This window comes from Pseudomonas emilianonis (genome assembly GCF_023072625.1).
GTDB lineage: Bacteria > Pseudomonadota > Gammaproteobacteria > Pseudomonadales > Pseudomonadaceae > Aquipseudomonas > Aquipseudomonas paraveronii.
In genome coordinates, this window is the sequence record NZ_JAKNRV010000147.1 from 1 (window position 1) to 12481 (window position 12481).

Annotated in this window: 9 protein-coding genes and 1 pseudogene; 4 read left to right on the forward strand and 6 right to left on the reverse strand. The window is 61.5% G+C overall.

Translation table 11 applies throughout. The features are described 5' to 3' along the window. Positions 1-133: 133 nt before the first annotated feature. From L9Z73_RS15915 to L9Z73_RS15925, 3 genes and pseudogenes are all read right to left on the reverse strand, one after another. Positions 134-1168, reverse strand: a pseudogene (locus L9Z73_RS15915) (CHASE4 domain-containing protein); the annotation flags it as partial. Between the two features lie 76 nt (positions 1169-1244). Beyond that, a complete protein-coding gene (locus L9Z73_RS15920; protein ID WP_247402687.1) occupies positions 1245-2495 on the reverse strand; it encodes an MFS transporter in 1251 nt (416 codons plus the stop codon). Between the two features lie 58 nt (positions 2496-2553). Next, positions 2554-3576 (reverse strand): alpha/beta hydrolase, encoded by a 1023-nt coding sequence (locus L9Z73_RS15925; RefSeq protein WP_247402691.1) that lies wholly within the window; start codon positions 3574-3576, stop codon positions 2554-2556. A gap of 165 nt (positions 3577-3741) precedes the next feature. Between L9Z73_RS15925 and L9Z73_RS15930 the strand changes: the two genes are divergently transcribed. Then, on the forward strand, positions 3742-4665 hold the full coding sequence (locus tag L9Z73_RS15930; protein ID WP_247402695.1) for an AraC family transcriptional regulator: 924 nt from the start codon (positions 3742-3744) through the stop codon (positions 4663-4665). Between the two features lie 216 nt (positions 4666-4881). Here the strand turns inward: L9Z73_RS15930 and proP are convergent, their stop codons facing one another. Then, the gene (gene proP, locus L9Z73_RS15935) at positions 4882-6384 is read right to left on the reverse strand and encodes a glycine betaine/L-proline transporter ProP (RefSeq protein ID WP_247402698.1); all 1503 of its coding nucleotides are present in this window, start codon (positions 6382-6384) and stop codon (positions 4882-4884) included. Between the two features lie 153 nt (positions 6385-6537). Between proP and L9Z73_RS15940 the strand changes: the two genes are divergently transcribed. Then, positions 6538-7059: a GNAT family N-acetyltransferase gene (locus tag L9Z73_RS15940; protein ID WP_247402701.1), complete on the forward strand. Its 522-nt coding sequence runs from the start codon at positions 6538-6540 to the stop codon at positions 7057-7059. 152 nt (positions 7060-7211) lie between these two features. Continuing rightward, on the forward strand, positions 7212-8615 hold the full coding sequence (locus L9Z73_RS15945; RefSeq protein WP_247402703.1) for an MFS transporter: 1404 nt from the start codon (positions 7212-7214) through the stop codon (positions 8613-8615). Between the two features lie 33 nt (positions 8616-8648). Here the strand turns inward: L9Z73_RS15945 and L9Z73_RS15950 are convergent, their stop codons facing one another. Next, positions 8649-9569: a bifunctional helix-turn-helix transcriptional regulator/GNAT family N-acetyltransferase gene (locus L9Z73_RS15950; RefSeq protein ID WP_247402705.1), complete on the reverse strand. Its 921-nt coding sequence runs from the start codon at positions 9567-9569 to the stop codon at positions 8649-8651. Positions 9570-10158: 589 nt separating this feature from the next. Here L9Z73_RS15950 and L9Z73_RS15955 point away from each other — a divergent pair. Further along, positions 10159-10950 (forward strand): nucleotidyltransferase domain-containing protein, encoded by a 792-nt coding sequence (locus L9Z73_RS15955; protein ID WP_247402709.1) that lies wholly within the window; start codon positions 10159-10161, stop codon positions 10948-10950. Between the two features lie 25 nt (positions 10951-10975). Here the strand turns inward: L9Z73_RS15955 and L9Z73_RS15960 are convergent. Further along, on the reverse strand, positions 10976-12481 hold a 1506-nt coding region (locus tag L9Z73_RS15960; protein ID WP_247402707.1), incomplete at its 5' end, for a diflavin oxidoreductase.

Here is a 12481-nt window from a genome sequence, read left to right on the forward strand (position 1 = left end):
ACGGTGGTAGACACCACGGCGGCGGGGGACTCGTTCAGTGCGGCGTACCTGGCCACTGCGAAAGGGCGCCGTCATCGGTGTCCAGCAGGGCGTGCAGGGGGGCGCCGATCCAGGCCTGGAGGTCCAGGCCCGTGACGCTTTCGAAGCGCTCCGACAGATAGGTGAAGCGCCACAGGTCGTCTATTTCCCAGACCCAGTCCGAACTGGCTTCCACCACATCGCGAAAGCGCGCTTCGCTGGTGGCCAGCGCGTTTTGACTGTCTTGCAGCGACGTGTGGCTGGTATCGAGGGCTTGGGCGTCCGTCGTGGTGCGGCGCATAATCAGCCAGCTCATCAGGCACACCAGCAGCGCAGCCAGACCCAGCAGCGGCAGGCCAACAGTCGTTAACCGCACACCGGGCCGCTCGGGCTGCCAATGCAGGCTGCCGGCGGCGCCGTTATCACTCAGGGCGAACAACAAGGTCTTGCCGATTTCATCGGGTTTAGCGATATGCAGGTGATCGACGCCAAAGTCGTTACCGATTTCGGTCAGCTTGGCGCTGTTGAGGATATCGATGAAGAACAATACGGAGGCTTTTCGCCCGTCCGCTATCACGGTGGGGTCAGTGCCTGGCGTTATCGCCGCTGCCGCCACCAACGTGGGGCTGCCGCGCACGTTAATGAACCTCGTGACCGGTGTGTCCGTCGTGGCGCCTGCGCGTGCTTGTTCGAGCATCGCCGCGATGGGCTGGCCGAGCCATTCGGTGAGCTCAATCGGTTGCAATTTGCCATCGACCACCGCGTACACCGTGCGGTCCAGGTCGTTGACGACAAACACGCCTTGAAAACCAAAATCATGGAACAGCGTGGGCCCCACGTTTTCGCGAGCATAGGCCCAATCCGTGTCCACGGTAACGTGCAGGTATTTATAGGCATCGCCCCAGAACGCGTAATCCTTGACGGTCAGGCGTAGGGATTTTTCCAGGGAATGCACCGCCTTGCGGGTGTAGAAGGCGCTTTCGCTGTCTTCGAATCGGTCCAGCTCGTGGGCGAGGTACACCAGCGAATAGCTGGCCGCTGCAAACACGCAGGCGAGCAGCGCCACGCACTGGAACAGCGACGTGCGCGCCAGCGACAGGCTGGTGCGCTGGGAAAGGTTACGAACGATCGGGGCGAGGGTATTTGGCATTGATTCCCGCAGGGCGCAGCTGCATGTCGGGGGGGGGTGACAGGCTATCGGCCGCCTTGCGCAAAAAATGAGCGCTTCAGGTGCGGTGGGTGGCGGTGCGGGCGCGCAGTGCTTCGTGTGGATTTCGGTTGTCTTGCGGCCTGCTGTCGCGGTAAGTGGGTCGCGGTTGTTTCGCCACGCGGCCGGCCGCCCAAGCCAGCACGGCCGCCGCGCCCAGCACTGCGGCACTTAGTTCGAACGTGGCCTGGTAGCCACGCAGGTCGAACACCCAGCCGCCCGCGATGGCCCCCGAGGCAATTGCCAACTGGATAATCGCTACCATCAACCCGCCGCCAGCCTCGGAGTCGTGGGGCAGGGTTCTCGCCAGCCAGGTCCACCAACCCACAGGCGCGGCAGTGGCCATCAGCCCCCATAGGGTGAGCAACACGGTGGTCATCAGCGTCGAACGGCCTACCATGACCAATGCGATCGCGACGGCGGCCATCATCAACGGGATCACGATTAGCGTCGGGTACAGGCCGTTTTTCAAGAAGCGTTCGATCAGGAAAGTGCCGGCCAGACCTGCCAGGCCCAGCACCAACAGGATCAGCGATAGCATGGAGACGCTGACGTGGGTCACCGTTTCCAGAAACGGGCGCAGGTAGGTAAACAGCATGAACTGGCCCATGAAAAACGTACTGACGGCGACCATGCCCAAAGCCACTGGCCTGTTCTTCATCAAACGCACTGGATTGATGGTTTTCCCAACTGCCTGCGTTCTGATCGACGGCAGGCTCAGCAGCAGCCATACCACGGCCACCACGGCCACCGGTACTACGCAGAAAAAGGCCCCACGCCAGCCGATCAATGCGCCTAGAAAGCTGCCCAGTGGTGCCGCAATCACCATCGCAAATGCGTTGCCGCCGTTGATCATCGCCAATGCTCGTGGCACCAGGGGGGCGGACACCAGGCGCATTGCCGTAGCGGCGGACAGCGACCAAAAGCCGCCAATGGCCACGCCGATCAGCCCACGTCCCAGCATGAAGATCAGATAATTCGGTGCGAATGCCACCACCGTTCCGGAGACGATCATCAGCACGGTCAGTGAAATCAGCAGCCATCTGCGATCTACCCGCGCTGCGACTGAGGCGATGAGCAGGCTGGTCAGTAAGGCAAATAGCCCCGAAACGGAGATACCTTGGCCGGCCTGACCTTCGGTGATACCCAAGTCGGCAGCCAGCGGGGTGAGCAAGCTCACGGGCATGAACTCGGACGCGACCAGGGCAAAGGCTGCCAGTGACATTGCGAGCACGGCGCCCCAACGTTGCGCGGTAGAGGTAGCGGTCATGACTTGAATCCTGTGTTGCGCAGCGCGGCCTCGGCAGTGAGGCCGCACGTCGAGAGGGTCACTTCAGGTAGGTGTTAAAGAAGCGAGTGAGTTTTGCGAATGGGATAAGGTCGACCCGGTCGTAGAGGTCCACATGGCCTGCGTCAGGCACGATTACCAGCTCTTTGGGCTCGGCGGCGCGTTGATAGGCGTCCTCGCTGAACTCGCGCGAATGCGCGTGGGCGCCGGCAATCAGCAACAGCGGGCGCGGTGAGAGCGTGTCGATGTCGTTGAGCGGGTAGAAGTTCATGAACTTCACGTTGCTGGTCAGCGTCGGTCGGGTAGTGGTTTGCGTGGAGGCGCCGGTAGGGGTGAATGCGCCGCGCGGCGTGCGGTAGAAGTCGTAGAACTCGTCCCCCACGGCATTGCCGGTGAGTGCTTGCGGTGTACCGCCGGTGTAGAGGGTTTCGCCGCCCTGGAACTCCACATAGCGCTGATTGGCTGCCTGAAACAAGACGTGCTGGCGTTGCTCGCGCGTGACCGCATGGTTGAGGCCGTTGCGGTTGACGGCGCCCATGTCGTACATACTGACGGTGGCGATGGCTTTGAGGCGCGGGTCGATCTTCGCTGCGCTGATGGCGAAGCTGCCACTGCCGCAGACGCCAATCACGCCAATGCGCTCACGATCCACCATTGGCCGGGTGCCGAGGAAATCCACGGCGGCACTGAAGTCTTCGGCATACAGTTCGGGCAGCACCGCGTTACGTGGCGAGCCAGCGCTTTCGCCCCAGAACGACAGGTCCAGGGACAGGGTGACGAAACCCTCTTCGGCCATTTTGGTGGCGTAGAGGTTCGCGCTCTGTTCTTTGACGGCGCCCATTGGGTGGCCGACGATAATCGCGGCGTTTTTTGAGGTGGGGGCAAGGCGGTTGGGCACGAACAGATTGCCCACGACCTGCATGCCGTATTGATTGTTGAAGGTGACCTTTTCTACGGTCACCTTGTTGCTGGTGTAGAAGTTGTTTGCGCCGTTGGACATGTCGGCTCCCAGTGAGGAAAAAGACGTCACCAGCAAACCCAGGGCGAGCAAGAGGCTTTTCATTGGCGGTTCCTTGGTGAAATGAGTTCGCCCATTTTCCCGATGCCGCCAAGGGTTCTGTAGTGCGTTCCGCTGGATTACTTGCCTGATCCTCTGAGTCTTGAGATTCGCTGGGGACGGCCAAGAACTGACGCGTTACAGTTCAGTGAATAAACGAAAGAGCCTGTTATGACGGACAATCATTCACCCCTGGCAATGCTGGTGCAGGCCATCGGCTCGCGGATATCGACACCCGGTGACTTCGCCATGCCCATTCCGGGGCTGGGCCTTTATCGCCGTGAGCATCCCTCCACGCCGGTGGTGTGCATGGTCGAGCCGTGCATCGTCCTCGTCGCCCAGGGCGAGAAGCAGTTGTGGGTGGGCGGCGAGGGGTACCCGTATGACACGTCGCGTTTTCTGCTCACCTCGCTGGATATTCCGGCCAATTCAGAGGTGCGGGTGGCCAGCCCAGCACACCCGTGCCTGGGGCTGACGTTCAAGCTGGATCTGCGCATATTGGCCGAACTGATCGCCCAGCGTGAGCTGCCGCCGATGCGTGAGCGGCCGGTGATGAAGGGCGTGGGGATTGGTGCGGTCACCGATGGCATGCTCGCGGCATTCGCACGCCTGGTGGCATTACTGGATGAGCCGGAAGCGATACCGGTAATCGCCCCGCTGATCAGCCGCGAGATTCATTACCGACTGCTGAAGAGCGATCAGGCCGGCCGGTTGAGCCAGATCTGTTCGGTTGACGGTCAGGGCTATCGCATTGCCAAGGCTATCGACTGGTTGAAGCTCAATTACGACGCGGCGCTGCGTGTGGATGAGTTGGCCGCGCGAGTGCAAATGAGCGCCGCTACCTTTCACCATCACTTTCGTCAACTGACGGCGATGAGCCCGCTGCAATATCAGAAGTGGCTGCGTTTGAACGAGGCCCGACGCTTGATGTTGAACGAACACCAGGATGTTTCCAGCGCAGCCTTCAAGGTTGGTTATGAAAGCCCCTCACAGTTCAGTCGTGAATACAGCCGACTGTTCGGCGTGCCGCCCAAACGCGATATTGCGGCGCTGCGCGGTAAAGCGGCGAGCGCCGCTCAGGCGTCGTCAAGTTAGCGATAAAGATGCAGCTAATCGGCCGTGTGAACAGCATCGTCCACGAGCCCAACGCGCACGGCGCGCCGAAAAGGCGGCCATCGCGGGAGAAAGATTGGTGCGCCGGCATCGCGCTCGATTGCCCCGTAATGATTGTGCTGCGCTGACGCGTGAACACGCCAGTGATGGGGTGAATCCCGTTGGGGGCGGTGTCGGCCCGCCCCGAACGGTCAGGTTTCAGTTGATCCGTGGATGCTGCTGCACAAGGTTATTGCGCTTGGCTTCCAACTCGGCAATTTCGGCATCGATGTCTTCGATTTTCTGCTCGATATTGTCGTGGTGTTCCTGCAGCAGTTCCTTGGCTTCTTCCATGTCCGAAGCGGCCGGAGCGGCGCCGCGCAGGGGCTTGTTGGCGGTTTCCTTCATGGTCAGGCCGGTGACCAGGCCGACCACGGCGAACACCATCAGGTAGTAGGCGGGCATGTACAGGTCGTTGGTGCTTTCCACCAACCAGGCCACTGCGGTCGGGGTCACGCCGGCGATCAGCACCGAGACGTTGAACGCACTGGCCAGGGCGCTGTAGCGCAGGTGCGTGGGAAACATCGCCGGCAGGGTCGATGCCATCACACCGATAAAGAAGTTGAGCACGATGGCCAGGATCAGCAGGCCGCTGAAGATCAGGCCGATCTTGCCGCTGGTAATCAGCATGAACGCGGGGATCGACAGGAAGAGCAGGCCGATGCTGCCCGCAATGATGAAGGGTCTGCGGCCGATCTTATCGCTGATAAAACCAATGAACGGCTGCACGAACAGCATGCCGACCATGATCGCGATGATGATCAGCACGCCGCTGTTTTCTTTGTAATGCAGGTTATGCGACAGGTAGCTCGGCATGTACGTGAGCAGCATGTAATAGGTCACGTTGGTGGCCGCGACGATACCGATGCAGGTCAGCAGGCTGCGCCAGTGTTGGGTGGCGACTTCCTTGAACGACACTTTTGGGCCGTGGGTCAGGCCTTCGCGGTCGCCTTGTTCGAGTTTGTCCATGTGCTGTTGGAACGCCGGCGTTTCTTCCAGCGCATTGCGCAGGTACAGGCCGATAAGGCCCAGGGGCAGGGCCAGGAAGAACGGCAGACGCCAGCCCCATGCTTCGAAGTCCGCTTCGCCCAATACGCTGGAAATCAGCACCACCACGCCGGCGCCGAGCACGAAGCCGGCGATGGAGCCAAAGTCTAGCCAACTGCCGAGAAACCCGCGCTTGCGGTCCGGGGCGTATTCGGCGACGAAGATCGAGGCGCCGGTGTATTCACCGCCCACTGAGAAGCCTTGGGCCATCTTGCACAGCAACAGCAGGATCGGCGCCCAGATGCCGATCGAGGCATAGCCGGGAATCAAGCCGATGGCGAAGGTGCTCAGGGACATGATCACGATGGTCGCGGCCAGGACTTTTTGCCGCCCGTATTTGTCGCCCAGCGAGCCAAAGAACAGGCCGCCCAGGGGACGGATCAGGAAGGGGACCGAGAAGGTGGCCAGTGCGGCGATCATTTGTGTGCTGGGAGAGGCGTCGGGGAAGAACACCTTGCCAAGCACATAGGCGACAAACCCGTATACGCCGAAGTCGAACCATTCCATGGCGTTGCCCAATGCAGCGGCGGTGATCGCCTTGCGCACCTTGGCGTCGTCGACGATGGTGATGTCTTTCAACCCGATGGGTTTGACGCTTTTCTTACGTAATTTCATGCGGACCACTCTGAAACTGAACTGGGGTGGTGCCATCGCTACGATGGCACCGCTCTGTCAGTTGAGATACAAGCGGACACCAAATAATTCACCCCTATTTGCGTTTTTGTGCCGATGAGTTGAACTTCATGAGTTCCCAAGGGAGTCAACCCCATGCCTGTCATCGCTTCCCGCCTGATCTATCGCCAACCGCAACCTGAAGACGTGCAGCGATTGTTCGCGATCTTCGGCGACCCGCAGACCAACCTGTTCAATCCCGCCGGCCCCATGACCTGTCTTGCAGACGCGCAACGCCTGCTGAACCGCTGGCGCGAACACTGGGCCGCCCAGGGCTACGGCTGGTGGGCCATTGCCCTGCGGGACGCGCCGCAGCACGTCATCGGCTTTGGGGGAGTTGCGCCCCTGCATTACCTGACGCAGCAGCGCATCAACCTGGGCTATCGCTTTGCCGTCGAGGCCTGGGGGCAGGGCTACGCCACCGAGCTGGGCCGCGATGCGCTGGCGCAGGCATTCGACACCCTTGATTTGCCTGAAGTGTTCGGGTTGGTGCGGCCTGATCACAGGATGTCGATTCGGGTCCTTGAAAAGATTGGCATGCAACGCTGGGGCGTGCTCGACGATGTCCCCGGTGAGGCCCCGAGCGTGGTGTTTCGGGCTTGTCGTCCTACAACCTGATTTTCATGCTCATCGCTGTATCCGCATAACACCTAGATAAACGGCAATCTTTCAGATTGACAGCGCGGAGGGCGCCCGATATAAAAGTCGCAGTTGTACGACGACATATGACGTTACATGTGTCCTATCTAACAAAAATAAAAAGTGATGCCATGAACTTGAACGAGCCCATCAACGCCCAGCGCGTTGGCCAAGCGGTAGGCAGCTATCGCTGGACCATCTGCGCGATGCTGTTCTTCGCCACCACCGTCAACTACCTCGACCGCCAGGTGCTCAGCCTGCTGGCGCCGCAGTTGTCGACGCAATTTGGCTGGAGCAACACCGATTACGCGAACATCGCGGCGGTGTTTCAGTTTGTCTATGCGATTTCCATGCTGTTCGCCGGGCGGTTTGTCGACAAGATCGGCACCAAGGCGGCTTACGTCATGGCGATTGCCATCTGGTCCACCGGCGCCATCATGCATGCGTTCGCGGTGCCGATGGGCGAGGGGATCGCGGCCGTGAGCGCTGCGATTGGCCTGGCGGTGATTCCGGTATCGATTGCGGGCTTTATGCTCTCCCGCGCGGTGCTGGCGATCGGTGAGGCGGGCAACTTCCCGATTGCGATCAAGGCGACCGCTGAGTATTTCCCGAAGAAAGAACGCTCGCTGGCGACCGGCATTTTCAACTCGGGCGCCAACGTCGGCGCGATCCTGGCGCCGATCTGTGTGCCGCTGATCGCCGGGATGTGGGGCTGGGAAGCCGCGTTCATGGTCATCGGCATGCTCGGCTTTGTCTGGGTCGCGGTGTGGGCTGCGGTGTATGAAAAACCCGATCAGCAAACTCGTCTGTCGGCCGAGGAACTGGCCTACATCCGCAGTGACCAGAGCGCACAGCCGTTCACCGCGCAGGCTGCAGGCGCGGCGTCGAAAAAAGTCTCGTGGTTCAAGCTGCTGACCTATCGCCAGACGTGGGCCTTTGCCTTCGGCAAGTTCATGACTGACGGCGTGTGGTGGTTTTTCCTGTTCTGGCTGCCCACTTACCTGTCGGCGCAATACGGCATGAAAGGCGCCGATATCGTCATGCCGCTGGCGGTGCTGTACAGCATGACCATGGTCGGCAGCATTGGCGGCGGCTGGTTCCCCAGCTACTTCATGGCGCGTGGTGATGCGCCTTACGACGGCCGGATGAAAGCCATGTTGGTCATCGCGCTGTTCCCGCTGGTGGTGCTGCTGGCGCAACCGTTGGGCTACATCAGCTTCTGGGTGCCGGTGTTGCTGATCGGCGTGGGCGCGTCGGCGCACCAGGCGTGGTCGTGCAATATCTTCACCACCGTGTCCGACATGTTCCCGCAGAAAACCGTGGCCTCGGTGGTCGGCATCGGCGGCATGGCCGGCGGCCTGGGCGGGGTGGTGATGACCAAGGTTGGCGGCTGGGTGTTCGACTACTACAAGTCCATCGGCGATATCCACACCGGCTACATGATCATGTTCGCGATCTGTGCGCTGGCGTATCTGGTGGCCTGGAGCGTGATGAAGAGCCTGGTGCCGCGCCACAAGGAAATCACTGATTTGTAAACGCGGCGGGGCTTGAGTCGTCCGAGCCCCGCACTACAGCGCACGCGCCCAGGTCTGGCTGACCAGTGGCTGGCCAAAACTGAGGGTGGGCTCTTCCTCAATCAGCTCAAAACCGGCTTTCTGGTAGAGCTTGCGCGCGTCGGTCAGTGCACTCATGGTCCACAGCATCATGCGCGTGTACCCGGCATCCCGGGCAAAGCGCAGGCACTCGTCGACCAGGCGCTGGCCGATACCCAGGCCCCGCGCACTCGCGTCGACGTAGAGCATGCGCAACTGGGCGGTGCTGTCGTCACGGCGCACGACGAACACCGAACCCACCACCGCGCCATCCTTCTCCGCGATCCAGCAGCGCTCGCGGGGCGGGTCGAACTCGCGCAGGTACTTGGCGACAATCTCCGCCACCAGTGCTTCGAACTCCCAGTTCCATTGGTATTCACGCGCATACAGTGCCGATTGCTGCTGCACCACCAGGCCCATGTCGCCGGGTAGCGGGTCGCGCAACAGGTAGCTCGGGGCGGTGCCTTGCAGCAACGCTTGAATGCGCTGCATGGCTGCGGTCAATTGCTGTTGTTGCGGCTCGGGCAAGGCACTCAATAAGGCAATGACTTCTTGCTGGGTTTGCTGTTCCAGCGGGGCCAGGACGGACCGGCCCAGGTCACTGAGGTGCAGTTGCACCGCACGCGCATCGGTGATCGAGCGGACTTTCTGGATCAAACCCTTCTTCTCCAATCCGCTGATCAGCCGGCTCAAGTAACCCGCATCCAGACTAAGCATCTGGCAGAGGTCGGTGCTGGTCAGGTCGCCGCGTGAGGACAGTTCGTACATCACGCGGATTTCGGTGAGGGAGAAGTCGCTGTGCAGCAGGTGTTCCTGCAGCACGCCGATCTGCTGCGTATAGAAACGGTTGAAGCCGCGCACGATACCGGCGCGCTGAACAAGCAGGGGAGTGGACATGGTGCGCGCTCTGATGGTGGCCTTTAGCAAGTATATAATTGCCTGAGGCAACCATGTCAATGCGTTTAATTCAGCCGATCCCCACCCTCATCAGCGCCAGTCCTGCCGTGCCGAGGTGCCCCCAGCGCAGGGTTTGGCCAGGCAAATCGAAGGTTTCGGGTAATGCAATTGCGTCACGCGCCATGGTCATCGATGAACCTCCCGTCAGGTGTCGAGCGTTGCGCCCGTCAGGATGATACGAACGGCCATGATCACGCCGCCCAGCACACCCCTGCCATCGTGGCCTACTTGTTGCGCGTGACGCGCCATACGGCGTTGGCCAAGTCGTCCGCGATGATCAGCGCACCTTTTCGGGCCACAGTCACACCTACCGGACGCCCGCGCGTCTTCTTATTATCGCGCGGCGCCCACTGGATTCGGGGGCGTGATGACTTCGCATAGGAAAGGAATCCGGGAACTGTAAGAAAGTTCACGGTTGTTCGTGTCCAGATGTTTTTAAAGCCCTTGGGGTTTTAGGCCTATCGAGGCAGTCGAACGGGTTGAAAGATGGCATGCTTTGTGGCCCGAGAACAGGAACCGTGCCATGCCTATGAGTACCGAACGTCCCCTTGGCGTCGACGCGCAGGGATTCATCCAGGCTGCCCCCAGCGGCCCGGTGCAGCTCGAGTTTCAGGCGGTGTTGGCCGATGTCTGCGCGACCCTGTCCGCGCCGGCGTGGGCTCTGGATGGTGTTTATCTATACGGCAGTGTGGCCCGAGGTGATGCCTGCCCCGGCGTCTCTGACCTGGACCTCACCCTGGTGCTAAGCGAGCCCCCTGCAGCCGCTGTGTTGACGCGACTGGAGGCGCTGCGGTGCGCCCTGGAGCAACGGCATCCGCAGGTCATTAAGATCGACTTCGACATCGGCTACCGCACTGAAGTACTGGCGCCTGAACACCTCAACCGCTGGGGATACAGGCTCAAGCATCATTGCCGCTGTGTGTGGGGCAACGACCTGACTCAGCACTTCGAGCGGTTCCGGCCGTCGCGTGCAATTGCCTTGGCCGTCAATGGCGACTTCAAGCAGGTGCTCAGCGACTACCACTCGCGTATCGCCCAGGCCGGCACTGACTCAGAGCGACTGCCCTTGCAGCGCGAGGCCGCACGTAAACTGATCCGGGCCACGCAGATATTACGTGCGCAAGAGGCGCTGATGTGGCCCCAAACACTGGAAGAGCACGTCGCAATGTTCATTCAGCAATACCCGGCGATGCGGATCACGATTGCCTTCTTCCTGTTCGAGGCACGAAACCCCAGCGCCGAGCGCGAGGCCTTTTCCACGCGCCTGCTGACGTTTGTGACCTGGATGGTCGCCTGCCAGGCTAGCGACGCTGCCTCGTAACCGGCACGACGGCGGCTGTCGCGGCTCAATAGACATCCCGCAAATAACGCTTCTGCTCACTCATCCGCCGCCAGTAATCGACGGCGCTCTCGACGCCCAGCCCGCCGTGACGATGCGCAACCTGGCGCAAGGCCTGGTCGACATCCTTGGCCATGTGGCTGGCATCGCCGCAGATGTACAACTGCGCGCCTTCCTGCAGCCAGCGCCACAGCTCGGCGCCGTGTTCGCGGATGCGATCCTGCACGTAGATTTTCTGCGCCTGGTCGCGGGAAAACGCCAGGCTCAGGTGGGTGAGCAAGCCATCGCGCTGCATGCCCTGCAGTTCATCCTGGTAGTAAAAATCGCTCGCCGCGTGTTGTTCACCGAAAAACAGCCAATTGCGGCCCTGATGCCCCTGGGCCCGGCGCTCCTGCAAAAATGCGCGGAAGGGCGCCACTCCGGTGCCGGGGCCGATCATGATGATCGGTACGTCGCCATCGGCAGGCGGGCGGAAGTGTTTGGAGGGCTGCACGAACACCGGTACTTCGCCGTTGTCGGCGCGGTCGGCGAGGAAGGTTGACGACACGCCCTTGCGCTTGCCGTAGCGCACGGCTGCCACGGTGAGGTGGACTTCCCGCGGGTGCGCCTTGGCGCTGGATGCAATCGAATACAAGCGCGGTTGCAGGCGCTTGAGCGTGCCGAGCAGTTCGTCCGCCGCGCAGTCGATGGGGTATTCGTGCAGCACATCCGCCAGTTGCCGGCCCCACAGCCAGTCCTTCAGCTCGGTTTTGCGCTCAGGTTCGAGCAGGTGTTTCAGGCCCGGCTTGGCGCTGCGCTCGGCGATGAAGGCCAGGGTCTCGCTGTTGGGCCGGGCAATTTCAAAGTGCTCGGTCAGGGCCTGGTGCAGCGGCACGTCGCCGAGTCTGTCGATGTTTACGCAGGTGCTGGAACCCAGGCGCGTCAGATCGAGCAACTCGCTGACCAGTTCAGGGCAGTTGCGCGGCATCACCCCCAAGGCATCGCCGGCTTCGTAGGTTAGCCCGGAGTCCGCCAGGTCCAGGGAGAATTGACGGGTTTCCTTGTGGCGGCTTTGCGGGTTCAGGTGCAGGTTGAGCAGCAACCGTGAGGCATGCGGCTCGGGTTTGCCGCTTGGCGTGGCGAGGGTTACGGGCGTTGCCGGGTTGAGGGTGTGTAGGAACTGCGTGAACCAGGCATCGGCGCGTGCTTCGAATTCGGTATCGCAGTCGACGCGCTCCAGCAGGCGGGTGGCGCCCAACTCCAGCAGGCGCCGGTCGAGTTGTTTGCCATGCTGGCAGAACTGCTCGTAATTGGGATCACCCAACGCCAGTACCGCGAAGCGCAGCGACTCCAGACGGGTCTCGGCGTGGGTCAGGCCGTGCCAGAAACCTTCGCCGTTGTCCGGCGGGTCGCCGTCGCCGAAGGTGCTGCTGATCAACGCGAGGTTCTGCGTGTGCGCCAGTTTGCTCGCGGGGAAGTCCGCCATCGCGCTCAGCTCCACCGCGATGCCGCTGGCGCGCAGGCGCTGGGCAAA